This is a genomic window from Streptomyces sp. NPDC096048 (genome assembly GCF_044763415.1).
Lineage (GTDB): Bacteria > Actinomycetota > Actinomycetes > Streptomycetales > Streptomycetaceae > Streptomyces.
This window is the reverse complement of the sequence record NZ_JBIWGG010000009.1, coordinates 355320-377459: the sequence shown is the minus strand read 5'-3', so window position 1 is coordinate 377459 and position 22140 is coordinate 355320. Positions and strand designations below refer to the sequence as shown.

Annotated in this window: 21 protein-coding genes and 1 riboswitch; of the genes, 8 read left to right on the top strand and 13 right to left on the bottom strand. The window is 72.2% G+C overall.

Annotated elements, in window-relative coordinates:
* Nucleotides 1–41 precede the first annotated feature (41 nt).
* The 9 genes from ACIQ6R_RS26365 to ACIQ6R_RS26325 all read right to left on the bottom strand — a co-directional run bounded on the left by ACIQ6R_RS26365 (nucleotide 42) and on the right by ACIQ6R_RS26325 (nucleotide 7373).
* The gene (locus ACIQ6R_RS26365) at nucleotides 42–1091 is read right to left on the bottom strand and encodes a hemolysin family protein (RefSeq protein ID WP_404179267.1); all 1050 of its coding nucleotides are present in this window, start codon (nucleotides 1089–1091) and stop codon (nucleotides 42–44) included.
* Nucleotides 1088–2422: a hemolysin family protein gene (locus tag ACIQ6R_RS26360; RefSeq protein WP_404179270.1), complete on the bottom strand. Its 1335-nt coding sequence runs from the start codon at nucleotides 2420–2422 to the stop codon at nucleotides 1088–1090. The genes ACIQ6R_RS26365 and ACIQ6R_RS26360 overlap by 4 nt, the downstream gene beginning before the upstream one ends.
* Before the next feature lie 204 nt (nucleotides 2423–2626).
* Nucleotides 2627–3094, bottom strand: a complete 468-nt coding sequence (locus ACIQ6R_RS26355; protein WP_404179273.1) for a PH domain-containing protein — start codon at nucleotides 3092–3094, stop codon at nucleotides 2627–2629.
* A 20-nt stretch (nucleotides 3095–3114) separates the two neighbouring features.
* The gene (gene hisG / locus ACIQ6R_RS26350) at nucleotides 3115–3972 is read right to left on the bottom strand and encodes an ATP phosphoribosyltransferase (RefSeq protein ID WP_404223775.1); all 858 of its coding nucleotides are present in this window, start codon (nucleotides 3970–3972) and stop codon (nucleotides 3115–3117) included.
* A gap of 48 nt (nucleotides 3973–4020) precedes the next feature.
* Complete coding sequence (locus ACIQ6R_RS26345; protein WP_030951748.1) at nucleotides 4021–4293, bottom strand: phosphoribosyl-ATP diphosphatase; 273 nt, start codon at nucleotides 4291–4293, stop codon at nucleotides 4021–4023.
* 34 nt (nucleotides 4294–4327) lie between these two features.
* The gene (gene ribH, locus ACIQ6R_RS26340) at nucleotides 4328–4813 is read right to left on the bottom strand and encodes a 6,7-dimethyl-8-ribityllumazine synthase (RefSeq protein WP_404179279.1); all 486 of its coding nucleotides are present in this window, start codon (nucleotides 4811–4813) and stop codon (nucleotides 4328–4330) included.
* A gap of 21 nt (nucleotides 4814–4834) precedes the next feature.
* Nucleotides 4835–6124 carry a bifunctional 3,4-dihydroxy-2-butanone-4-phosphate synthase/GTP cyclohydrolase II gene (locus ACIQ6R_RS26335; protein ID WP_404223773.1) on the bottom strand — a complete coding sequence of 430 codons (1290 nt, stop codon included), beginning with the start codon at nucleotides 6122–6124 and terminating at the stop codon, nucleotides 4835–4837.
* Nucleotides 6121–6765 (bottom strand): nicotinamide riboside transporter PnuC, encoded by a 645-nt coding sequence (locus ACIQ6R_RS26330; protein WP_404179285.1) that lies wholly within the window; start codon nucleotides 6763–6765, stop codon nucleotides 6121–6123. Before ACIQ6R_RS26330 ends, ACIQ6R_RS26335 begins: the two co-directional genes overlap by 4 nt.
* Nucleotides 6762–7373, bottom strand: coding sequence for a riboflavin synthase (locus ACIQ6R_RS26325; protein WP_404223771.1), 612 nt, complete (start codon nucleotides 7371–7373; stop codon nucleotides 6762–6764). Before ACIQ6R_RS26325 ends, ACIQ6R_RS26330 begins: the two co-directional genes overlap by 4 nt.
* Before the next feature lie 152 nt (nucleotides 7374–7525).
* Nucleotides 7526–7656: riboswitch (FMN riboswitch) on the bottom strand.
* 216 nt (nucleotides 7657–7872) lie between these two features.
* On the opposite strand from ACIQ6R_RS26325, the gene ACIQ6R_RS26320 reads away from it, so the two are divergent.
* From ACIQ6R_RS26320 to ACIQ6R_RS26305, 4 genes are all read left to right on the top strand, one after another.
* Nucleotides 7873–10248, top strand: coding sequence for a chitinase C-terminal domain-containing protein (locus tag ACIQ6R_RS26320; protein WP_404223769.1), 2376 nt, complete (start codon nucleotides 7873–7875; stop codon nucleotides 10246–10248).
* Between the two features lie 167 nt (nucleotides 10249–10415).
* Nucleotides 10416–11303: an RNA polymerase sigma-70 factor gene (locus tag ACIQ6R_RS26315; protein WP_404223767.1), complete on the top strand. Its 888-nt coding sequence runs from the start codon at nucleotides 10416–10418 to the stop codon at nucleotides 11301–11303.
* A 105-nt stretch (nucleotides 11304–11408) separates the two neighbouring features.
* On the top strand, nucleotides 11409–12173 hold the full coding sequence (locus tag ACIQ6R_RS26310; protein WP_404223765.1) for an SDR family oxidoreductase: 765 nt from the start codon (nucleotides 11409–11411) through the stop codon (nucleotides 12171–12173).
* A 31-nt stretch (nucleotides 12174–12204) separates the two neighbouring features.
* Nucleotides 12205–12639 (top strand): hypothetical protein, encoded by a 435-nt coding sequence (locus tag ACIQ6R_RS26305; RefSeq protein ID WP_404223763.1) that lies wholly within the window; start codon nucleotides 12205–12207, stop codon nucleotides 12637–12639.
* A gap of 106 nt (nucleotides 12640–12745) precedes the next feature.
* Here ACIQ6R_RS26305 and ACIQ6R_RS26300 read toward each other — a convergent pair whose 3' ends face one another.
* Complete coding sequence (locus ACIQ6R_RS26300) at nucleotides 12746–13960, bottom strand: ROK family transcriptional regulator (RefSeq protein ID WP_404179303.1); 1215 nt, start codon at nucleotides 13958–13960, stop codon at nucleotides 12746–12748.
* A 141-nt stretch (nucleotides 13961–14101) separates the two neighbouring features.
* On the opposite strand from ACIQ6R_RS26300, the gene ACIQ6R_RS26295 reads away from it, so the two are divergent.
* Entirely contained in the window at nucleotides 14102–15313 is a 1212-nt protein-coding gene (locus ACIQ6R_RS26295) for an MFS transporter (RefSeq protein ID WP_404223761.1), read from the top strand.
* On the opposite strand, the gene ACIQ6R_RS26290 is transcribed toward ACIQ6R_RS26295, so the two are convergent.
* Nucleotides 15273–15731, bottom strand: a complete 459-nt coding sequence (locus ACIQ6R_RS26290; RefSeq protein ID WP_404223759.1) for an acyl-CoA thioesterase — start codon at nucleotides 15729–15731, stop codon at nucleotides 15273–15275. The genes ACIQ6R_RS26295 and ACIQ6R_RS26290 overlap by 41 nt on opposite strands.
* 207 nt (nucleotides 15732–15938) lie before the next feature.
* Here ACIQ6R_RS26290 and ACIQ6R_RS26285 point away from each other — a divergent pair, with 207 nt between their 5' ends.
* A complete protein-coding gene (locus tag ACIQ6R_RS26285; RefSeq protein ID WP_404223757.1) occupies nucleotides 15939–17357 on the top strand; it encodes a uracil-xanthine permease family protein in 1419 nt (472 codons plus the stop codon).
* Here ACIQ6R_RS26285 and ACIQ6R_RS26280 read toward each other — a convergent pair.
* Complete coding sequence (locus ACIQ6R_RS26280; protein ID WP_404223866.1) at nucleotides 17339–18478, bottom strand: glycoside hydrolase family 6 protein; 1140 nt, start codon at nucleotides 18476–18478, stop codon at nucleotides 17339–17341. The two genes, ACIQ6R_RS26285 and ACIQ6R_RS26280, sit on opposite strands and share 19 nt — an antisense overlap.
* A gap of 175 nt (nucleotides 18479–18653) precedes the next feature.
* Here ACIQ6R_RS26280 and ACIQ6R_RS26275 point away from each other — a divergent pair, with 175 nt between their 5' ends.
* Together ACIQ6R_RS26275 and ACIQ6R_RS26270 are read left to right on the top strand one after the other, a co-directional pair.
* Nucleotides 18654–19349, top strand: coding sequence for a DUF5995 family protein (locus ACIQ6R_RS26275; RefSeq protein ID WP_404223755.1), 696 nt, complete (start codon nucleotides 18654–18656; stop codon nucleotides 19347–19349).
* Between the two features lie 103 nt (nucleotides 19350–19452).
* Nucleotides 19453–20382 (top strand): LLM class F420-dependent oxidoreductase, encoded by a 930-nt coding sequence (locus tag ACIQ6R_RS26270; RefSeq protein WP_404223753.1) that lies wholly within the window; start codon nucleotides 19453–19455, stop codon nucleotides 20380–20382.
* An 8-nt stretch (nucleotides 20383–20390) separates the two neighbouring features.
* Here the strand turns inward: ACIQ6R_RS26270 and ACIQ6R_RS26265 are convergent, their stop codons facing one another.
* On the bottom strand, nucleotides 20391–22088 hold the full coding sequence (locus tag ACIQ6R_RS26265) for a flavin monoamine oxidase family protein (protein WP_404179320.1): 1698 nt from the start codon (nucleotides 22086–22088) through the stop codon (nucleotides 20391–20393).
* Between the last annotated feature and the right edge of the window lie 52 nt (nucleotides 22089–22140).

Genomic DNA, 22140 nt, shown 5'->3' with positions numbered 1-22140 from the left:
GGGGTGGGTGCGCGGTCCGGCGTGGCCGGGTGCCGCCGCGCCTAAGTCGCCAGCGTCACCTCCCGGTGGGCCGGGTCCCTGACCTCCCCCACCAGTAGCTCCAGGACGTCCTCCAGCGCGACCAGCCCGAGCGCCTTCCCGGACGCGTCCGTCACCTGGGCCAGATGGGTCGCCGCCCGGCGCATGACGGTGAGGGCGTCGTCGAGGGGCAGTTCGGGGCGGAGGGTCGTCATCGGACGCCAGAGCCGCTGCGGGACGGCCCGGCCGGAGTCCTCGGCGTCCAGGACCAGGTCGAGGACGTCCTTGACGTGGAGGTACCCCATGAAGGCGCCGTTCTCCGCCGCGACCGGGAAGCGCGAGTACCCGGTGCGGGCGGTGAGCCCGACGATCTCGCCCGGCGTGACCGAGGGGCTGACCGTGATCAGGGACTCGCGCCCGAGCAGTACGTCGGTGACCGGGCGGGAGCCGAGTTCCAGCGCGTCCTCCAGGCGTTCCTGCTCCTCCGGGTCGAGCAGGCCGGCCTGGCCGGCGTCCTCCACCAGCCGGTTGAGCTGCTCGCTGGTGAAGACCGCCTCGACCTCGTCCTTGGGCTCGACGTGGAACAGCCGCAGGATGCCCTGGGCGCAGGCGCCGAGCGCGGCGGTGATCGGCCGGCAGAGGCGGGCGAAGGCGACCAGGCCGGGGCTGAGCCACAGGGCGGCCTTCTCGGGGGCGGCCATCGCCAGGTTCTTCGGGACCATCTCCCCGATGACGAGGTGGCAGAAGACCACCGCGGCCAGCGCGATCACGTAGCCGAGCGGGTGGATCACGCCGTGCGGCAGGTGGATCCACTCGAAGACCGGCTCCAGCAGGCGGGCGACCGTCGGCTCGGCGACCGCACCGAGCGTCAGCGAGCAGACGGTGATGCCGAACTGGGCCGCGGCCATCATCTGCGGCAGGCGTTCCAGCCCGTACAGCACCTGCCGGGCCCGGGCGGTGCCGAGCGGTTCGATCTGGCTGCGGCGTACCGAGACCAGCGCGAACTCGGCACCGACGAAGAAGCCGTTGGCGAGCACGAGCAGCGCCGCGAAGAGGAGCTGCAGGACGCTCATCGGGCGGCCTCCAGCACGGGCACCGGTGCCGTTCGCACCAGCCGTATCCGTTCGGCGCGGTAGTGGCCGACCTGCCGGACGGCGAGCCGCCAGCCGGGCAGTTCCGCCCGGTCGCCGACGGCCGGGATGCGGCCGAGCAGGTCGGCGACGAGCCCGGCCACGGTCTCGTACGGTCCCTCGGGTGCGTCGAGGCCGATGCGCCGCAGGGCGTCGACGCGGCAGCTGCCGTCGACGTCCCAGGCGGGGCGGCCGTCCTCGGGCGGGGCGGGGGCGAGTTCGGGGACGTCGAGGCCGTCGTGCTCGTCGCGGACCTCTCCGACGATCTCCTCGACGATGTCCTCCAGGGTGACGACGCCTGCCGTGCCGCCGTACTCGTCGATGACGACCGCGATGGGCTGCTCGCTGCGCAGACGGGTGAGCAGCGGTCGTACGGGCAGGGTCTCGGGGACGAGCAGCGCCGGGCGGGCGATGCGGCCGGCGGGGGTGCGCAGCCGGTCGGGCGCGGGGACCGCGAGGGCGTCCTTGAGGTGGACCATGCCGACGATCTCGTCGATCTTCTCCCGGTAGACGGGGAAACGGGACAGGCCGGTGGCGCGGGTCAGATTGACCACGTCCTCGGCGGTGGCCGAGGACTGCAGGGCGCTGACCTTCACGCGCGGGGTCATGACGTGCTGCGCGGTCAGTTCGCCCAGTGACAGGGTCCGTACGAAGAGGTCGGCCGTGTCCTGTTCCAGCGCGCCGGCCCGGGCGGAGTGCCGGGCCAGGGAGACCAGCTCGCCGGGGGTGCGGGCGGAGGCCAGCTCTTCGGCGGGCTCGAAGCCGAGCGCGCGGACCAGGCGGTTGGCCACGGCGTTGAGCGCGGCGATCACCGGGTGGAACAGCCGGGCGAAGGCGTGCTGCGGGCCCGCGACGAAGCGAGCGACCTGCAGCGGCTTGGACACCGCCCAGTTCTTGGGCACCAGCTCGCCGATCACCATCTGGACGGCCGAGGCCAGCAGCATGCCGACGACGACGGAGACGCCGGGTACGGCCCCCTCGGGGACGCCGCTCGCGGTGAACGGGCCGTCCAGGAGCTGGGCGAGCGCCGGTTGGGCGAGCATGCCGACGACGAGTGAGGTGATGGTGATGCCGAGTTGGGTGCCGGAGAGCTGGAAGGACAGCTCCTTGAGGGACTCGACGACCCGGCGGGCGCGTCGGTCACCGTCGGCGGCGGCCTGCTCGGCGTCGGGGCGTTCGACGGTCACCAGGCCGAACTCGGCGGCGACGAAGAAGCCGTTGGCGAGAATCAGCAGGAAGGCGGCTGCCAGGAGCAGCAGGGGGGTGGTGGTCATGATGCCGCCGCCGGTGGGGAGTCACAGCAGGGGGCGGCGCAGGTACTGCAGGACGATCCGTCCATCGCCGGAGGGAGTCACTCCTCGGGTAGGGGGAACCCCCGCGCACCGGTCGGAGCGACAGGGGCGAGGATGCGACGGCCGCGTCCTCGTTCCCAGATTAATCACGGAAAGGGCACCCGTGGCAGGGGCGGCGTCCCCGCGTCAGCCGCGTGGTGCCTCGGGGGCAGTGGTGGAGCGGGCCTCGACGAGGGCGCGCAGGGCGCGTGCGTCGTGGATGGCGCGCTGCCGGGCGATGCCCGGCTGGATGCCGAGCGCGGGCAGGCTGGTGCCGTCGCTGAGGTCGAGGAAGGCCCAGGGGTCGCCCTGCCGGAGGTTGACCCGGAGGATCTCGGCCCAGGCCAGGCGCCGCTTGGTGGTGAGGTTGACGACGGTGACGCCCGTCTCGTCGGCGGTGACCCGGGGCCGGGCCAGCAGGAACAGGACCCCGGCGAGGAGGAGAGCGGTCAGCATGAAGCTGAGGCGCTCTCCCGTGCCGAGACCGTCCAGCAGCATGCCGACCGCCGTGATGGCCGCGAAGGTCAGGACGGCGAGGACGGTCAGGACGGCGCGGGTGCGGCCCGGCCGGAAGGTGACGGGCAGGGCCGGCAGGTCCGGCGTGGTGTCGGGCATGGGATGGCTCCGGGTCCCGCTCAGAGGCGGCAGGCGTGGATGGCCGTGGTCAGGATGGCCCGGGCACCGATCTCGTAGAGGTCGTCCATGATCCGCTGGGCCTCCTTCGCCGGGACCATCGCGCGGACGGCGACCCAGCCCTCGTTGTGCAACGGGGAGACGGTCGGGGACTCCAGGCCGGGGGTGAGCGCGACGGCCTTCTCCAGCATCTCCACGCGGCAGTCGTAGTCCATCATCACGTACGTCCGGGCGACCAGGACGCCCTGGAGGCGGCGCAGGAACTGCTGCACCTTGGGCTCGGTCGTGTCGTCGGGCTCCGCGCCGGAGCGGCGGATCACGATGGCCTCGGACTTCATGATGGGCTCGCCGAAGACCTCCAGGCCCGCGTTGCGCAGGGAGGTTCCGGTCTCGACGACGTCCGCGATGACCCCGGCGACACCGAGTTCGATGGCGGTCTCGACGGCGCCGTCGAGGTGGACGACGGAGGCGTCGACGCCCCGGTCGGCCAGGTGGGCGGCGACGATGCCCTCGTAGGAGGTGGCGACGGTCCGGCCCTCGAGGTCCTCGACGCCGTTCGCGGTGCCCGGCTTGCCGGCGAAGCGGAAGGTGGAGCGGGCGAAGCCGAGCGGGAGGATCTCCTCGGCTTCGGCACCGGAGTCGATCAGCAGGTCACGGCCGGTGATGCCGATGTCGAGCTTGCCGGAGGAGACGTAGATCGCGATGTCGCGGGGGCGCAGGTAGAAGAACTCGACCTCGTTGGTCGGGTCGACGATGCGCAGTTCCTTGGACTCGCGGCGCTGCTGGTAGCCGGCCTCATGCAGCATCTCCCCCGCGGGGCCTGACAGGGAACCCTTGTTGGGGACGGCGATGCGCAGCATGAGGTCGGCTTCCTTTGCGTGAAGGGGGTGGAAAAGGGGGGCTGGGCTTTACAGGTGGGCGTAGACGTCGTCCAGGGAGATCCCGCGGGCGACCATCATCACCTGGACGTGGTACAGCAGCTGGGAGATCTCCTCGGCCGCCGCCTCCTTGCCCTCGTACTCGGCGGCCATCCAGACCTCGGCGGCCTCCTCGACGACCTTCTTGCCGATGGCATGGACCCCCTTGTCCACCAGCTCGGCGGTGCGGGAGGTGGCGGGGTCGCCGTTCGCGGCCTTGTGCTGGAGCTCGGTGAAGAGCTCCTCGAAAGTCTTCTTGGACATGGTGGCGCCCACTTTACGCGTAGTGCCGACCGGCCTAACGCCACGGTTCGGATACTGAGCGGAGCGTGGCCGCCGTGGCGACGGCCGCGGTCACCGCCTCGTGGCCCTTGTCCTCGTTGGAGCCCTCGATACCGGCCCGGTCCAGAGCCTGCTCCTCGGTGTCGCAGGTGAGGACTCCGAAGCCGATGGGGACGCCGGTCTCCACGGAGACCTGGACGAGGCCCTGGGTCACGCCCTGGCACACGTAGTCGAAGTGGGGGGTGCCGCCGCGGATGACGACGCCGAGGGCGACGATCGCGTCGTAACCGCGGCCCGCGAGGACCTTGGCGACCACCGGGAGCTCGAAGCTGCCGGGGACCCTGAGCAGGGTCGGCTCGTCGATGCCCAGCTCGTGCAGGGCGCGCAGGGCGCCGTCCACCAGTCCGTCCATCACCTTGTCGTGCCACTGTGCCGCGACGACGGCGACCCGCAGGTCACCCACGTTGCGTACGGACAGCTCCGGTGCACCCTTGCCGCTCACGTCTCTCCTCGCGTTCCTTGCTTACTGGTTGCCGCAGGTGGACACGGGCGTCGTGTCCAGCCAGGGCAGGTCGTGTCCCATCCGGTCCCGCTTGGTGCGCAGGTAGCGGAGGTTGTGCTCGCCGGCCTGGACGGGCATCGGCTCGCGGCCGGTGACCTGGATGCCGTGCCGTTCGAGGGCGTCGCTCTTGTCCGGGTTGTTGGTCATCAGGCGCACGGCGCGCACGCCGAGGTCGGTCAGGATCTGCGCGCCCGCGCCGTAGTCGCGGGCGTCGGCGGGCAGGCCGAGTTCCAGGTTGGCGTCGAGCGTGTCCCGGCCCCGCTCCTGGAGCTCGTAGGCGCGCAGCTTGGACATCAGGCCGATGCCGCGCCCCTCGTGGCCGCGCAGGTAGACGACCACTCCCCTGCCCTCGGCCTGGATGCGGTCCAGGGAGGCGTCCAGCTGGGGGCCGCAGTCGCAGCGCTGGGAGCCGAAGACGTCGCCGGTGAGGCACTCGGAGTGGACGCGGACCAGGACGTCCGCGCCGTCGCCGATCTCGCCGTGCACGAGGGCGACGTGCTCGACGCCGTCGACGGTGGAGCGGTAGCCGTACGCCGTGAACTCGCCGTGTCGGGTGGGCAGCCGGACCTCGGCCTCGCGGCGGACGGTGGGCTCCTCGCTGCGGCGGTAGGAGACGAGGTCCTCGATGGAGATGATCGTCAGCCCGTGCTTGCGGGCGAACGGGATCAGCTCGGGCAGCCGCAGCATCCGCCCGTCCTCGCCGGCGATCTCGACGATGGCGCCGGCCGGGCGCAGTCCCGCGAGGCGGGCGAGGTCGACGGCGGCCTCGGTGTGGCCGTCGCGGACGAGTACGCCGCCGGAGCGGGCACGCAGCGGGAAGACGTGGCCGGGGCGGACCAGGTCGGTGGGTTCGGCGGCGCCGCTCGCCAGGAGCTGGAGGGTGGTGGCGCGGTCCGAGGCGGAGATGCCGGTGCTCACGCCGTGCGCGGCGGTGGCGTCCACGGAGACGGTGAAGGCGGTCTTCATCGACTCGGTGTTGTCGTCGACCATCTGCGGGAGGCGGAGCCGGTCCAGTTCCTCGCCCTCCATGGGGGCGCAGATCAGGCCGCGGCACTCGCTCATCATGAAGGCGACGATCTCCTCGGTCGCCTTCTCGGCGGCGATGACGAGGTCGCCCTCGTTCTCGCGGTTCTCGTCGTCGACGACGACGACCGGGCGGCCGGCGGCGATGTCCGCGATGGCCTGTTCGATCGGGTCGAGGGCCAGGTCGTCCAGGCCGTCGGTGCTGTAGAGGATGGGTGCCGTGCTCATGCGGGCGCTCCTTCCGGGACGGGCCGCGCCGAGGTGCGGGAGCGCAGCCACCAGTCGCGCAGGCCCCACAGGACGAGCGCGCCGTAGATGACGTAGACGAAGCCGGAGAAGGCGAAGCCGTTGGCGAAGTTCAGCGGGACGCCGACCAGGTCGACCAGCAGCCAGGCGAACCAGAACTCGACCATGCCGCGCGCCTGGGCGTACATGGCGACGACGGTGCCGACGAAGATGTACGCGTCCGGCCAGGGGTCCCAGGACAGGGACGGGTACAGGGTGAACAGGCCGCCGACCGCGAGGGTTCCGAGGGCTGCCGCCGCGACCAGGACGCCGCGCTCGCGCCAGGTGGCGAACCGGACGGCGATGGAGCCGTCCTGGCTCTGCTGCCGGCCGCGGTTCCACTGCCAGAAGCCCCAGGCGGCGACCACCATGACGACGATCTGCTTGCCGGCGCTGCCGGAGAGGTGGGCGGTGGCGAAGGCCGTGAAGAGGACGAGCCCGGAGACGAACTGCACGGGCCAGGTCCAGATCGAGCGCCGCCAGCCGAGCGCGAGGCCGAGCAGACCGATCACGTTGCCGATCATGTCCGACCACTTGATGTGCTGGTCGAAGAGCGTGAACGCCTCGGAGTTGAGCCAGTTCACTCGGTGCCCCCCTGAGCGGCCCGGGCGCCGAGCAGGCGCTCGACGTACTTGGCGATGACGTCCACCTCGAGGTTGACCGGGTCGCCGGGCTGCTTAAGGCCCAGCGTGGTCAGGGCGAGGGTGGTGGGGATGAGGCTGACGGTGAAGAAGTCGGGGCCGGCGTCGACGACGGTGAGGCTGATGCCGTCGACGGTGATGGAGCCCTTCTCCACGACGTAGCGGGCGAGGTCCGCGGGCAGGGAGATCTTCACGATCTCCCAGTGCTCGGAGGGCTCGCGCTCCAGGATCTCGCCGGTGCCGTCGACGTGGCCCTGCACGATGTGCCCGCCGAGGCGGGCGCCGACGGCGGTCGGGCGCTCCAGATTGACGCGGGAGCCGGTGGTGAGGACGCCCAGGCTGGAGCGGTCGAGGGTCTCGGCCATCACGTCGGCGGTGAACTCGTCGCCCTCGTGGTCGACGACCGTGAGGCAGACGCCGTTGACGGCGATGGAGTCGCCGTGCTGTGCCCCTTCGGTGACCAAGGGACCGCGCAGACGGAAGCGACAGGCGTCGTCGAGCGTCTCGACGGCGGTGATCTCGCCCAGCTCTTCGACGATTCCGGTGAACACTTCCCGGGTCCTCCTGCCTCTTCGGGCACGGACTCCGGGGCTGTCGAGAGCGACAGAGATCGCGAGCGAGGGCACAGGGAGCGACGACGCCGGACGGGCCCACCCGTGACGGGCGAGCCCAGAGATCGGCGGCGCGCACGTGTGCTCGCCCGCGGCGCACTGCCTCCCATCCGGACTTTAACCGTCGGTCCAGGAATTTCACCTGGTCAACCGGTCGCTGGAGGCGACCGGGTCGCGGACTGTAACCGCCGGTTCGGACTTTCACCGACCCCGGAGTGCGCTGCTTCTGGTACAGGGCCAGTGTGCCACGCCTGATCGCCGTCCATGCGGACGGAGTGTGTGGGGTGGCTCACAGAAAGCTCCCGCACCGGGTCCGGCCGCGCCGCCGTCACCCCCAACCGGCAAGCCGACGCCCCACCTTGAGATTGGTCCATACCTATTGACTCACTGGTCTAGTCCTCTCTAGGGTCTGCGCAACTTCCGTGGAGAGGAACCGACTGTGCCTTCCCCGTCACGCTCCAGATCCCGCCACAGAGCGGGGCCCGCCCTGTTCGCGGCGGCCGCCGCCGTCGCCGGCCTGCTGCTCGCCGGCCTCCCCGCGACCGCGTCGCAGGCCGCCGACCAGGAGACCTGCCGCCCCGACGGCCTCTACCGGACCCCCGGCGTCGACGTCCCCTACTGCTCGGTCTACGACTCCGCGGGCCGCGAGAAGATGGGCTCCGACCACCCGCGCCGCGTGATCGGCTACTTCACGAGCTGGCGCACCGGCAAGGACGGCAAGCCCGCCTATCTCGCCTCCGACATCCCGTGGGACAAGGTCACCCACATCAACTACGCCTTCGCCCACGTGGACGGCGGCAACAAGCTCTCCGTCGGCTCGGACAGCGCGAACAACCCGGCGACCGGCATGACGTGGCCGGGGGTCGAGGGCGCCGAGATGGACCCGGGTCTCCCCTACAAGGGCCACTTCAATCAGCTGAACAAGTTCAAGAAGCAGCACCCGGACGTCAAGACGATGATCTCGGTGGGCGGCTGGGCCGAGACGGGCGGCTACTTCGCCGACGACGGCGCCCGCGTGGACTCGGGCGGCTTCTACTCGATGGCCACCAACGCCGACGGCTCGGTCAACCGGGCCGGTATCGAGACCTTCGCGGACTCGGCGGTCGACTTCGTGCGGAAGTACGGCTTCAACGGCGTCGACATCGACTACGAGTACCCGACGACGATGAAGGACGCCGGCAACCCGCTCGACTGGTCCTTCGCCAACGGCCGCCGGGCCGGGCTGGTCAAGGGCTACGCGGCCCTGATGAAGACGCTGCGCGAGAAGCTCGACCGCGCGGGCGCCGCGGACGGCAGGCACTACCTCCTCTCCGTCGCCGCGCCGTCCTCCGGCTACCTGCTGCGCGGCATGGAGACCTTCCAGGTCCAGAAGTACCTGGACTACGTCAACATCATGTCGTACGACCTGCACGGCGCCTGGAACGAGCACGTCGGCCCGAACGCCTCCCTCTTCGACGACGGCAAGGACTCCGAACTCGCCGCCGCGGGCGTCTACACCACCTCTCAGTACGGCGGCATCGGCTACCTCAACACCGACTGGGCCTACCACTACTTCCGCGGCTCGATGCCGGCCGGACGCATCAACATCGGGCTGCCGTACTACACGCGCGGCTTCAAGAACGTCACCGGCGGCACCGACGGGCTCTGGGGCAAGGCACCCGCCACGGACTGCCCGGCGGGCTCCGGCCTGACCAAGTGCGGTGACGGCGCGGTCGGCATCGACAACCTGTGGCACGACCTGGACACCAACGGCAAGGAGTCGCCCGCGGGTTCCAACCCGATGTGGCACGCCAAGAACCTGGAGAAGGGCGTCGTCGGGGACTACGTCACCGACTACGGCTTCCCGGCGGACACGAGGCTGACCGGGACGTACGCCCGCAAGTACGACTCCACCCTGGTCGCGCCCTGGCTGTGGAACGCCGAGAAGAAGGTCTTCCTGTCCACCGAGGACGAGCAGTCGGTCAAGGCCAAGGCGGACTACGTGGTCGACCGGGGCATCGGCGGCACGATGGTGTGGGAGCTCGCGGGCGACTACGCCTGGGACGCGGGCAAGGGGCAGTACGTGCCGGGCTCGACGCTGACCGACACGATGTACGACACGTTCAAGTCGGCCTCCCCCTACGGCGCCGAGCGCGCCACGATCGACATGCCGGCCGAGGCGCTGGACGTCGACGTGGAGTTCGGCGAGTTCCCGCTCGGCGACTCCAACTACCCGATCAGCCCCAAGCTGAAGATCACCAACAACACGAAGGCGGCGCTGCCCGGCGGTACGGAGTTCCGGTTCGACTACTCCACCTCCGCGCCCGGCAACGCCAAGGACCAGTCCGGCTGGGGCACTTCGGTGATCCGCAGCGACCACACGGGCGGCAACGTGGGCGGCCTGAAGGGCGACTACCACCGGGTGTCGCTGAAGCTGCCGGCCTGGCAGTCGCTGGCGCCGGGGGCGTCCACGACGGTGGACTTCGTCTACTACCTGCCGGTGTCGACGCCGTCGAACTGGACGGTCTCCTTCGGCGGGAAGACGTACGCGCTGGCGGGCGATCTGTCCCGGGGAACGACCGTGGTGGAGCCGGGGACACAGACGCCGACCCCGACGCCCACGCCCACGGGGACCGGATCCCCGAGCCCGAGTCCGAGCCCGACGGACGGCACCGGGCAGTGCACGGCCCCGGGCTGGGACGCGGCCACGCCGTACGGAGGCGGCATCACCGTGTCCCACGAGGGGCACTCGTGGAAGTCCAAGTGGTGGACGAAGGGCGAGGAGCCCGGCACCACCGGTGAGTGGGGCGTCTGGCAGGACCTCGGCGCCTGCTGACCCCGGCGAGACCGGCCCGGCGGCGGTGACGAAGGCCCTTGCCCGCCGCCGGGTCTCCCAACGCCCGCGGGTCTCCCGACGCCCGCGGGTCTCGCGACGCCCGCGGGTCTCCAGCCGCCCGCCGGGTCCTCCGAGGCGCCCGCCGGGCTTCTGGCAGGCTGAGGCACATGACGACCGCGACCGCCGAGGAGTTCGAGCGCCACCGGCCCCGTCTGTTCGGCCTGGCCTACCGCATGCTGGGCTCGGCCGACGAGGCTCAGGACGCGGTTCAGGACGCCTACCTGCGCTACAGCGGGGCCGACCGGGCGGGCATCGAGCAGCCGGCGGCCTGGCTCGCCAAGGTCGTCACCAACCTGTGCCGCGACCGCCTCACCTCCGCCCGCGCCCGGCGCGAGACCTACGTCGGCGCCTGGCTGCCGGAGCCGGTGCTGACCTCCGACGGCACCCTCGGCCCCCTGGAGTCGGCCGAGCGGCGTGACGCCGTCTCGACGGCGATGCTCGTCCTGCTGGAGCGGCTGACGCCGACCGAGCGGGCGGTGTACGTGCTGCGCGAGGCGTTCGCCTACGGGCACCGCGAGATCGCCGAGGTGCTGGATGTGACCGAGGCGAACTGCCGTCAGCTCTACCGGCGGGCGGTGGCACGGGTCGGTGAGCCGGGGAAGCGTTTCCCGCTCTCGCCCGAGCGGCAGGAGGAGTTGGTCACGTCGTTCCTCACGGCGGCCCGCGACGGCGACCTGGCCGGGCTGGAGAAGCTGCTCGCCGAGGACGTGGTCTGGTGGAGCGACGGCGGTGGCAAGGTCACCGCCGTGCGGCGCGCGATCGAGGGCCGTACCAAGGTCGTCCGCTTCGTGCTGGGCGGACTCCCGAAGTTCGCGGCCGACTGGGACATCTCCGTCACCGAGGTCAACGGCGCCGGTGCGCTGGTGGCACGGGTCGGCGACACGGTCGTCGGGGTCATGTCGTTCGACGTGCGCGACGGGCTCATCACGCAGGTGCAGGTCACGCTGAATCCGGACAAGCTGGTCTTCGTGCGCCGTCAGCTGGGGCAGCCCTGACATTCCCTCGCCGGAAGTGTCACATTCGGCACCGGCCGCGCCGTCCCAGCTGACGACAGGGCGCTCCGTCCGGGAGCGTCCGCCGTGGCGAAGGGGCTGAACAGCATGACCACGATCCTGGTGACGGGCGGCACCGGCACGCTCGGCCGGCTCGTCTCCGAGCGGCTGCGCGCGGACGGGCACGAGGTGCGGGTGCTCAGCCGGCACGCCCAGCCGTACGCCGTCGACCTGCGTGCGGGCGGCAGTGCCTTGGACGTGGCGCTCGGCGGTGTGGACACGGTCGTGCACTGCGCGACCAGCCCGCGCGGCGGCGACGAGCAGGCGGCCACGAACCTGATCGCGGCGGCACGGCGGGCCGGGGTGGGGCACCTGGTCTACATCTCGATCGTCGGCGTGGACCGGGTGCCGTTGGGCTACTACCGGTCCAAGCTCGCGGTCGAGCGGCTGGTGGAGGAGTCGGGACTCGGCTGGACCGTGCTGCGGGCGACGCAGTTCCACGACCTGGTGGTGCAGGTGCTCCGGGCGCTGGCCAAGGCGCCGGTCATGCTGCTGCCGGCCGGTGTCCGCGACCAGCCGGTGGAGGTGGCGGAGGTCGCGGAGCGGCTCGCCGAGCTGGCCGGTGGCACGCCCGCCGGGCGGGTGGCTGACCTGGGCGGACCCGAGGTGCGGACGTTCGAGTCGCTGGGGCGCGCCTACCTGGGCGCGACGGGGCGCCGGCGGGCCGTGGTGAAGGTGCCGCTCGCGGGGAAGGCTTACCGGGGGTTCCGCACGGGCGGGCACCTCGCGCCCGAGCGGGCGGTGGGCAAGGGGACGTTCGAGGAGTACCTGGCGGAGCGGTTCGGTGGCGGGACGGACGGGCGGCGCGGATGAGCGGACGGGAGCGGACGCGCGGACGGCGCACATGAGCGGACGGACGTGGCTGCGGGCGGGGCTGGGGCTGCTCGCCGGTGCGCAGGTGGTGCTGGGGCTGTGGATCCTGCTGCTGCCCGACCTGTTCTGGAAGTGGCCCTGGGTGTCGCACCTGCCGCCCTACAACGAGCACCTGCTGCGGGACTTCGGCGGAGCGAGCGTCGCGCTCGCGGTGGTGCTGTGCTCGGCGGTGGCGGCGATGGAACGGCGGTTGGTGATCACGGCACTGGTGGCCTACCTGGTGTCCTCCGTGGCCCATCTCCTCTTCCACGCCCAGCATCTGGAGCCCCTCTCCGCGGCGAGCGGCGCGGGGTTCCTGGCGCTGCTGGGAGTGGCGGTCCTGCTGCCGGCGGCACTGCTGTGGCTGGCGGCGGACGGGGCGGCCTTCCGGGAGCCCGGGCCCGCGGGGCGCCGGCCCGCGCCCTGAGGCGGATCCCGCCGCGATATTCGGAGGGGCGCGAACGCCCCGGCGGCCGGCCCGCGGCACGCGCGCCGCCCTGCCGGGACGTCCGCTCCGGTCAGGACCGCTCCGGTCAGGACCGCTCCGGCGGCGCGAACAGCTCGTCCTGGGCGCGGTCACGGGCCGTCAGCAGGGCCCCGCGCAGTACGGCGCCGCCGCCCAGCGCGCTGGACCGTACCTCGGTGACGAGCGGTGACATCCGGGTGAGGCGGTGCTGGACGCGCGCGGCGAGGGTGTCGGAGCCGGCCCGGCCGACCTCACCGGCCAGCACCAGGCAGCCGGGGTCCAGGACGGAGACGACGGCGGCGGCGCCGAGGGCGACCCGGTCGGCGAGCGCGTCGAGGAACCGCTCGGCGGCCGGGTCCGGGTCATGGTCCCGGCCCGCTCCCGACCGGCGTACCGCCTCCCGCACCAGCGCGGCGGCGGACGGCTCGGGTCCGTCGGACGTCGCCGTCACGCCGTGCCGCGCCGCCAGGGCGGTCACCGCCGCCGCCCCGGCCACGGAGTGGAACCCGCCGTCGCAGTCGGTGGCCGACGGCAGGCCCGAGGTGCCGGGCACCGGCAGGAAGCCGACCTCACCCGCGCCGCCGGAGACGCCCCGCCGCAGCGTGCCGTCGAGGACGACCGCGGCGCCGATGCCCAGGCCGAGCCAGAGCAGGACGAACGTCTCCCGGTCCCGGGCGGCCCCGTCGCGCTGCTCGGCCAGGGCGGCGAGGTTGGTCTCGTTCTCGACGCCGACCCGCGCCTCGGGGAACCTCTCCTGCAACGCGACCATCAGCCGGCGGTGCCACTCGGGAAGGCCGGTGGAGTCGCGGAGCTCGCCGCTCGCCGGGTCGATCAGGCCCGGTGCGCCGATGGCGACGGTGTGCAGCCGGTCGGCCCCGGCCTCCTTCGCCGCCCGCTCGACCAGACCCACCGCCTGCTCCACCGCGGGCCCGGTGCCGGTGTCGTCGCCGATCGGCACGGACGCCTCGGCCAGCACCCGGCCGAGCAGGTCGGAGACGAGCACGGCGACGCCCCCGGTGCGTACGTCGAGGGCGGCGAGGTGGGCGCGCTCGGCGACGATGCCGTAGAGCTTGGCGTTCGGCCCCCGGCGCTGCTCGCCCGACTCCCCCGCCACCTCGATGAGGCCGGAGGCGGTGAGGCGTTCGACGAGGTCGGCCACGGTGGGGCGGGACAGGCCGGTCAGCTGCTTCAACTGCCCTGCCGTCAACGGGCCCTCCTGCTGGAGCAGGCGCAGGGCGAGCCGGTCGTTGATGGCCCGGGCGGTGCTCGGGGATGCGGGCATGCCGGGATCCTTCCAGATCGGCGGCGCGGGGGCCCGCGCCGGTAATCCCCTATCTATCAGGCAGGGTTCCTGATAATTTACCCGACGCAGTGACGCCAGGCAGCCGAGCCGGCCGCGCAGACCCGACGGAGGGGCCCGAGAATGAGCGCAGTGGTCTACGAGCAACGCACGGTGCGGCGCGCCCGGTACGCCGTGGCGGCCGTGTTCGCCGTGCACGGTGCCGTCACCGGCTCGTTCGCTACCCGCGTGCCGTGGATCCAGGACCATGCCGGAGTGAGCGCGGGCCAGTTGGGTCTGGCGCTCGCGTTCCCGGCGCTCGGCGCGTCGGTCGCCATGCCGCTGGCCGGCAGCGTCAGCCACCGCTTCGGCGCCCGCACCGCCCTGCGCGGCCTGCTGGCCCTGTGGACACTGGCGCTGGTCCTGCCGGCCCTCGCCCCGAACCTGCTCACCCTGTGCCTCGCCCTGTTCGTCTACGGCGCCACGGCGGGCATGTCGGACGTGGCGATGAACGCGCTCGGCGTCGAGATCGAGAACCGTCTCGACAGGTCGATCATGTCGGGCCTGCACGGCATGTGGAGCGCGGGCGCCCTGGTCGGTTCGGCGGCCGGCACGCTCGCCGCCCACCTGGGCTCCGACGCCCGGCTGCACCACGTCCTGGCCGCCGCGGTGCTGACGGTGGCGGGCCTGGTGGCCTGCTCCTGGGTGCTGGACCTCCAGCCCGCCGAGGACGAGGACCCGCCCCCCAGGTTCGCGCTGCCGCCCAGGTCGGCGCTGCTGATCGGCGCGGTCGGGTTCTGCGCGGTGTTCGCGGAGGGCGCGAGCCTGGACTGGTCGGCGGTCTATCTGCGGGACCAGCTGGAGGCCTCGGCCGGTCTGGCGGCGGCGTGCACGACGGGCTTCACACTCACCATGGCCCTGGCCAGGTTCGCCGGCGACAAGGTGGTGGACCGGTTCGGCGCGGTGCGCACGGTCAGGGTGAGCGGTGTGCTGGCCACCCTCGGCGGCCTGCTCATCGTCGTCGGGGGCCATCCCGCGGTGGCGATGACCGGCTTCGCGCTGATGGGCCTCGGGATCGCCGTGGTCGTCCCGCTGTGCTTCGCGGCGGCCGGCCGTGCCGGCTCCAACCCCAGCCTGGCCATCGCGGGCGTCGCCACCATCACGTACACCTCCGGCCTGGTCGCCCCGAGCGCGATCGGCGGTCTGGCCCAGGCGACGAGCCTGGTGGTGTCGTTCGGTCTGGTGACCGCGCTGGCCTGCTGCCTGGTGGTGTTCGCGAAGGTGCTGCGGGCCGGGGACCGGGACCGCCCGAAGATCAGTCCGTCGAACGCAGGAGTGCCCGACCGGCAGTCCTGAAGGTGTCGCTCCACGGCGCCGGGCGCAGCGTCCGAGAATCCAGCCGGACCAGCACCCGGGTGCCGTGGGCGTACGTGGTGGCGCCGTCCGCCGAGCAGAACCGGAAGCCGTACGTCAGCCCGGTCGTGCCGAGCCGGTCCAGCCAGAGGTGGACGGCGTACGCGCCCGGCCGGGTGACCGGCGCCTCGTAGGTGATCGTCAGTTCCTTGACCGCGTTGCAGGCGTCGCCGGCCGCCGCCCAGTCGCCCTCGAAGCGGAAGCCGTGCTCGGTCCACAGCTCGGCCCAGGCCCGCTCGACCATCACCGGGTAGCGGGCGTTGTGCAGCAGGCCGAGCGCGTCCAGGTCGTCGAAGTGGACGGTGACGGGGACGAGCCGGCCGTAGGAGACAAGGGGCGCGGCGAGGGCTTCGGCGGTCATGGGCGGGGCTCCTGGTCCTGCTCGGCTGTGCTCACGTACGGCCGGCCTTACGTGCTCACGTACGGCGGCTCCTTCCATCCTAAGCGGACGCTCAGCAGCGGTGGACGGGAAGGTGCTGGTCAGCGGGGGGCGCGGGACGTGGGACCGTCCGGTACCCCCGACAATGGTGCGGACAGTCCTCACGTACAGAGAAAGCGAAACCTCACCATGGACCTCGGCGTGCGCTGGAAGCTGCACGGTGACGGGCGCACGCCCGCACCCGGAGCGGTGGTCCGCCCCGACGAACGGCTCTCGTGGCCCCGCACGGCCGGGCTCGGCGCCCAGCACGTGGTGGCCATGTTCGGGGCGTCCTTCGTGGCTCCGGTCCTGATGGGCCTGGACCCCAACCTCGCGATCATGATGTCGGGCGTGGCGACCGTCATCTTCCTGCTCGCCACCCGCGGCCGGGTGCCCAGCTACCTCGGCTGCTCGCTCTCCTTCGTCGGCGTCGCCGCGGTGATCCGGGCCCAGGGCGGCACCAGCGCCACGGTGACCGGCGCGGTGCTGGTGGTCGGCGCCGCGCTGTTCCTGGTGGGGCTCGCCGTGCAGCGGTTCGGGGCGCGGATCATCCACGCCGCGATGCCGCCGATCGTCACCGGCGCGGTGGTGATGCTGATCGGCTTCAACCTGGCCCCGGTCACCGCGTCCACGTACTGGCCGCAGGACCAGTGGACGGCGCTGCTGGTGATGCTGTTCACCGGCCTGGCCGTGGTCTGCCTGCGCGGATTCTGGTCCCGGATCGCGATCTTCCTGGGACTGGTCTTCGGCTACGTGCTCTCCTGGGTCCTCGACCGGATCTTCGGCAAGATCCACTCGGTGGACGGCAGCGGCAAGCTCACCGACCACTGGCGGCTGGACTTCTCCGCCGTGGGCCAGGCGGACTGGATCGGGCTGCCGTCCTTCCACGGGCCGAGCTTCGAGTGGTCGGCGATCCTGGTGGCCCTGCCGGTCGTCATCGCGCTGATCGCGGAGAACGCCGGACACGTCAAGGCGGTCGGCGAGATGACCGGTGACGACCTCGACGACAAGCTCGGCACGGCGATCTCCGCCGACGGCGTCGGCTCGATGCTGTCCACCGCGGTCGGCGGCCCGCCCAACACGACGTACTCCGAGAACATCGGCGTGATGGCCGCGACCCGGGTCTACTCGACGGCCGCCTACTGGGCCGCGGCGGGCTTCGCCCTGCTCTTCGGCCTCTGCCCGAAGTTCGGCGCGGTCGTGGCCGCGATCCCGGGCGGCGTCCTCGGCGGCATCACCGTCATCCTCTACGGCATGATCGGGCTGCTGGGCGCCCAGATCTGGATCAACGCCAAGGTGGACCTGCGCAACCCGCTGAACCTGGTGCCGGCCGCCGCGGGCATCATCATCGGCGTCGGCAACGTCAGCATGGAGTTCACCGACACCTTCTCGCTCAGCGGCATCGCGCTCGGCACCCTGGTCGTCATCACCGGTTACCACGCGCTGCGGGCCTTCGCCCCGGCCCACCTCAAGACACAAGCGCCGCTGCTGGACGAGGGCACGTCGTCGTACGACGAGCCGGCCGGGGACAGCGGTGACGGCGGCGGGTCTCAGCGCGCCAAGTCGTAGGCGTAGGACGGGGTGAACGTGCCCGGCTTGCCCTTGCAGCCGTCCGACTCCCCGGGCAGCTTGACCCACAGGTAGGCGTCGACGCGCCCCATGCCGGTGCTCAGGGTCGGTGCGCGGCCGAGCCTGCGGCCGTCCGGGTCGCACCACTCGCCGTCGGAGGGGGCGCCGTTGCCGTTGCGGCTGGTGTCGATGACGGCGCCCAGGCTCGCGGGGCCGCCGAGGGCGTCGAGGACCGCGCGGTCGTAGGCGACCTCGTCGGCCGTGGTGTGGAAGTTGGAGACGTTGCTGAAGACGCCGTCGGAGGAGCCGGCCGAGGCGGCGCCCGCCTGCCTGAGCCAGCCCGCCTGCTTGGCGGGCGCGTGCCAGCCGGAGTGCCCCGCGTCGTAGTAGACCCGGGCGTTCGGGTTGGCGTCCTTCAGCACGCGCCCCGCCCGGGCCAGCGAGGCGAAGCGGTCGGCCCGCTCGCCGGCGGACAGGCACTCCGCCTGGGCGACCGAGTCGGGCTCCAGGACGACGATGACATCACCGGAGCCGAGCCCGGCGGCGAAGCGGTCGATCCAGTCGTCGTAGGCGTCGAGGTCGGGCGCCCCGCCCTGGGAGTGGCCGCCGCAGTCGCGGTCGGGTATCGCGTACGGCACGACGACCGGCACCCGGCCCTCGGCGGCACCGCCGGAAGTGACGGCGCGGACTCGGGAGGTGATCGTCCCGGGCGTGTAGTCGGCGAACCACACGGCCGCCGGATGGTCGGCGATCCGCGACTCGATGACGTCCTGACGCGGGTCGCCGGGGTGGGCCCGGACCCAGTCGAGGACCTGGGACCGGGGGTGCCGGTAGAGCCGGGTGGAGGCCGCGGCGGCCCGGGGCTTCTCCTTCCCGGCCGTCGCGGACCTCTTCTTCGGCGAGGGACTGGGAGCCGCCTTGCTCGCCGAGGCGGAGGCGGAGGCCGAGGCGGAGACCGGCGGGGACGGGGACGGGGACGGCGCGACGGGCAGGGACTGCAGCCGCGGTGACCGCGTCACCTGCGGACGGGCCTCGTCCGCCCCTCCGCCGTCGTCGCCGAGCGCGGACAGCATGCCGGCCGCGGTGCCCACCGCGATCACGACGGACGCCGCCGCGACCATCGCGCTGCGGCGGGCGGCACGCCTGCGCTCGGCCCTGCGAGCGGCCAGACGCCGGGCACGAAGGCCTGACACGTTCGGCTTCCCCCTCCCCCGCACGGTGGGCGCGTTCCCCCGTTCTGGGGAAGCGTCGGGCCCGCCGGCACTCCCGCCAGCCTAAAGCTGCGACCCTGCCGCCATGGCGCACTGCGAGCAAGTCCCGGCGGCCGTCCGGACGGTGGACACGGTCCTCTCCCGGATGCGCGCCCTCGACACGACGCTGCCCGCCCGGGACGGGGTGGCCGTCTTCAACCGCGTCTACCTGACCGTCACGGAGGCCGTCGACCGGCACATCGACGGCGGACGGTTCCCGGACGCCCGGGCCGCGATCGCGCTGGACGTACGGTTCGCGGAGCGCTATCTGGCCGCCCTCGACGCGCTGGAGGACGGGCACCGGCCGCCCGCGTGCTGGCGGCCCCTGTTCCAGTTCCGCCGCCACCCCGGCGTACGGCCGCTGCAGTTCGCGCTGGCGGGCATCAATGCGCACATCGGCCACGATCTCGCGCTGGCCGTGGTGGACACCTGCCGTACGCTCGGCTGCGAACCCGTCGATCTGGAGGACGAGTTCGACCGGGTGGGTGATCTCCTCGTGTCGCTGGAGGAGCGGATCCGCGATGAGCTGATGCCGGGTCCCGACCTCCTGCAGATCGCCGACCCGCTGACCCATCTGCTCGGCTCCTGGAGCCTGGAGCGCGCCCGCGACGCCACCTGGGCGTCGGCCCGCGCGCTGTGGGCGCTGCGCCGGCTGCCCGACGTCGCCGGGGAGTTCACCCAACGTCTGGACTCGGCGGTGGGCCTCGCGGGCCGCATGCTGCTCACCCCGCTGCCGGACTGATCCGGCCGGCGCTCCCGGTGCGCGCTCCCGGAACTCCCGTTCGGTGGCTGTACGTTGAGATCTCGGGCAACATCGCACCCCGACTGCGAAGGAGCACCCAGGTATGACGACCCGGCTCGGACTCGGCCTCCCCCAGATGCGGCAGTACGACCTCGGCAAGGACGTCCCCGACGTGGCCCGCGCGGCGGAACGGCTGGGCTACGAGAGCCTGTGGGTCTTCGAACGGGCCCTGTTCCCCGAGCCCGCCACCCAGGGGCTGTACGGCATCGAGGGCCTGCCCTGGCCCGACGAGTACCGGCACGTGGCGGAACCGCTGGTCACCCTGACCCTCGCCGCCGCGGCCACCGAACGGGCGGAGCTGGGCTCCAGCGTCCTGGTCGCCCCGCTGCACGTCCCTTTCCAGCTGGCGAAGGCGCTGGCCTCGCTGGACGCGGCGAGCGGCGGCCGGGTGGTCGCCGGCTTCGGCACGGGCTGGTCCCACGACGAGTACGCGGCGGCGTCGGTGCGGCCCTTCGCCGAGCGCGGGCGGGCCCTGGACGAGCTGATCGAGGTGTGCCGCGCGGTCTGGGGACCGGATCCGGTGGTGTACGACGGTGAGTTCACGAAGATCGCGTCCGCCGTGGTCGGACCCAAGCCCGCCCGGCCGATCCCGGTCCTGCTGGCGGCGGGCAGCGGCAGGGCCCGGCGCCGCCTGGTCGACCACGCCGACGGCTGGCTGCCGAACGGCATCGGCGCCGGGGTCGTGGCCGAGCAGTGGCGGCAGCTGCGGGAGCTGGCCGCCGAGCGGGGCCGCACGGAGCCGATCCGCACGGTGCTGCGGGCCAACGCCCGGTATCGCGCGTCGGCCCACGAGGGCGCCGATCGCCGCCCCTTCCACGGCAGCGTCGACCAGATCGTCGAGGACCTCGCCGCGCACGCCGAGATCGGCCTCGCCGAGATCCTCATCGACCTCCAGGGTTCCGCGCGGGACGCCGAGGAGCTGAAGGACCTGGCCGCCGAGGTGTACGAGAAGGCTCGCGCGGCCGGGGTCTGACGGACAGGTCAGTCCTCGGGGAGCTCGACCGGCGCGATCTCGTCGTAGACGTCACCCGGGCCCGGGTTGGTCGCGTCGGTCTCCCCGCCGAAGTGGTGCATGACGCCCCAGACCGCGTTCAGCGCGGTCTGGACGGCGCCCTCGGCCCAGCCGGCCGTCCAGGAGATGTCGTCGCCGGCCAGGAAGATGCCCCGCTTGTCCGCGGGCAGCTCCTCCTGCATGAAGTGCGTGAACAGGCGCCGCTGGTAGCGGTAGTGACCGGGGAGGTTGGCCTTGAACGCGCCCATGAAGTAGGGCTCGTTCTCCCAGGAGACCGTCACCGGGTTGCCGATGATGTGCTTCCTGATGTCAACCTTCGGGTAGATCTCGCCGAGCGACTTCAGCATGACCTCCATCCGCTCGTTCGCGGACAGCGGCAGCCACTTCAGACTGTCGTCGCACCACGTGTAGGAGAGGCAGATGACGGCGGGCTTGTCCGGACCGTCGTCGAGGAGGTAGGTGCCGCGGGTCATCCGGTCGGTGAGCGTCATCGACATGACGTCCCGCCCGGTGTCCTCGTCCTTGTCCAGCCAGAAGGGCCGGTCGACGGGCACGAAGAGCTTGGAGCTCTCCATGTAGTGCGTCCGCTCGATCGCGGTCCAGTGGTCGATCGGGAAGAGCGAGTCGTCGCAGGCGATCTTCGAGAGCAGCATCCAGGACTGGGCGGTGAAGATCGCCGCCTGGTACGTGCGGATGTCGCCGTCGGCGTCGGTCACGGTGATGCGGTTGCCGGCGGTGCGGGTGAGCCGGGTCACCGCCGGGCGCGGTTCGCCGTCCGCGTGCAGGGACTTCAGCGAGGTGCCGTGGGGCCAGTGGACGATCTTCTCCGGCTCGCGCTCCCAGAGCCTCAGGGGCAGCTGCTGGGAGCCGCCGACGATGCCGCGGTGGTGGTCGTCGGCCTCGGTGTAGACGACGCGGAGGATCTCCAGGATGGAGTTGGGGAAGTCGGTGTCCCAGCCGCCGGTGCCGAAGCCGACCTGGCCGAAGATCTCGCGGTGCCGGAAGGACTTGAAGGCCTCGGAGTCGCAGAGGAAGCCGTAGAAGGTCTGGTTGTCGAACTTCTCGACCAGCTTCGCCCAGATCTCGCGGATGCGCGGGACGTCGCGCTCGCGCAGGGCGCGGTTCATGTCGGAGAAGTCGGCGCCCTCTTCGAGGCACTTCGCCCAGGCGTCGGCGACGTCGCGGTAGACCTGGGGGAGGTCGTCCAGCGTCTCGGCGTAGTGCGACTCGCCCTTGAGATCGACGACAGTCGAGGGCGTCGCCTCGGCGAGGGGGTTGGGGAAGGGGCTGGTCTTCAGGCCGACCAGGTCGATGTAGTGCTGGAGGGCGGTGGAGGAGGGCGGGAAGCGCATCGCGCCCATCTCGGCGGTCAGGGTCTCGTCGCAGCCGTCGAAACCGACGGTCCGCAGCCGCCCGCCGATCCTGTCGGCCTCGTACACGACGGGCTTGAGGCCCATCTTCATCAGCTCGTAGGCGGCCACGACGCCGGACAGGCCGCCGCCGATGACCGCGACCTCGGTGCCGTGCTCGGTCGCCGGTATCTGGCCGAGACCCGCCGGGTGGGCGAGGAAGTCGTCGTACGCGTACGGGAAGTCCGGCCCGAACATGGTGATCGGCGGCTGCTGCTCGTCTGCGTGCTCGATCGCGTTGGGCACGGTGGACGTCATGGGGTACGGGCTCCTTGCACAGGTGGAACGGGGGTGAGGGCTCGGGGCTCGG

What these genes read in the sequence shown, in the direction of transcription:
- ACIQ6R_RS26335 (WP_404223773.1), bottom strand. Translation starts at nt 6,124, where the DNA reads ATGAGCACGGCACCCATCCTCTACAGCACCGACGGCCTGGACGACCTG.
- ACIQ6R_RS26360 (WP_404179270.1), bottom strand. Translation starts at nt 2,422, where the DNA reads ATGACCACCACCCCCCTGCTGCTCCTGGCAGCCGCCTTCCTGCTGATT.
- ACIQ6R_RS26265 (WP_404179320.1), bottom strand. Translation starts at nt 22,088, where the DNA reads ATGACGTCCACCGTGCCCAACGCGATCGAGCACGCAGACGAGCAGCAG.
- ACIQ6R_RS26285 (WP_404223757.1), top strand. Translation starts at nt 15,939, where the DNA reads ATGGACCTCGGCGTGCGCTGGAAGCTGCACGGTGACGGGCGCACGCCC.
- ACIQ6R_RS26290 (WP_404223759.1), bottom strand. Translation starts at nt 15,731, where the DNA reads ATGACCGCCGAAGCCCTCGCCGCGCCCCTTGTCTCCTACGGCCGGCTC.
- ACIQ6R_RS26355 (WP_404179273.1), bottom strand. Translation starts at nt 3,094, where the DNA reads ATGCCCGACACCACGCCGGACCTGCCGGCCCTGCCCGTCACCTTCCGG.
- ACIQ6R_RS26345 (WP_030951748.1), bottom strand. Translation starts at nt 4,293, where the DNA reads ATGTCCAAGAAGACTTTCGAGGAGCTCTTCACCGAGCTCCAGCACAAG.
- ACIQ6R_RS26300 (WP_404179303.1), bottom strand. Translation starts at nt 13,960, where the DNA reads ATGCCCGCATCCCCGAGCACCGCCCGGGCCATCAACGACCGGCTCGCC.
- ACIQ6R_RS26310 (WP_404223765.1), top strand. Translation starts at nt 11,409, where the DNA reads ATGACCACGATCCTGGTGACGGGCGGCACCGGCACGCTCGGCCGGCTC.
- hisG (WP_404223775.1), bottom strand. Translation starts at nt 3,972, where the DNA reads ATGCTGCGCATCGCCGTCCCCAACAAGGGTTCCCTGTCAGGCCCCGCG.
- ACIQ6R_RS26315 (WP_404223767.1), top strand. Translation starts at nt 10,416, where the DNA reads ATGACGACCGCGACCGCCGAGGAGTTCGAGCGCCACCGGCCCCGTCTG.
- ACIQ6R_RS26365 (WP_404179267.1), bottom strand. Translation starts at nt 1,091, where the DNA reads ATGAGCGTCCTGCAGCTCCTCTTCGCGGCGCTGCTCGTGCTCGCCAAC.
- ACIQ6R_RS26280 (WP_404223866.1), bottom strand. Translation starts at nt 18,478, where the DNA reads ATGGTCGCGGCGGCGTCCGTCGTGATCGCGGTGGGCACCGCGGCCGGC.
- ACIQ6R_RS26275 (WP_404223755.1), top strand. Translation starts at nt 18,654, where the DNA reads ATGGCGCACTGCGAGCAAGTCCCGGCGGCCGTCCGGACGGTGGACACG.
- ACIQ6R_RS26295 (WP_404223761.1), top strand. Translation starts at nt 14,102, where the DNA reads ATGAGCGCAGTGGTCTACGAGCAACGCACGGTGCGGCGCGCCCGGTAC.
- ACIQ6R_RS26305 (WP_404223763.1), top strand. Translation starts at nt 12,205, where the DNA reads ATGAGCGGACGGACGTGGCTGCGGGCGGGGCTGGGGCTGCTCGCCGGT.
- ACIQ6R_RS26270 (WP_404223753.1), top strand. Translation starts at nt 19,453, where the DNA reads ATGACGACCCGGCTCGGACTCGGCCTCCCCCAGATGCGGCAGTACGAC.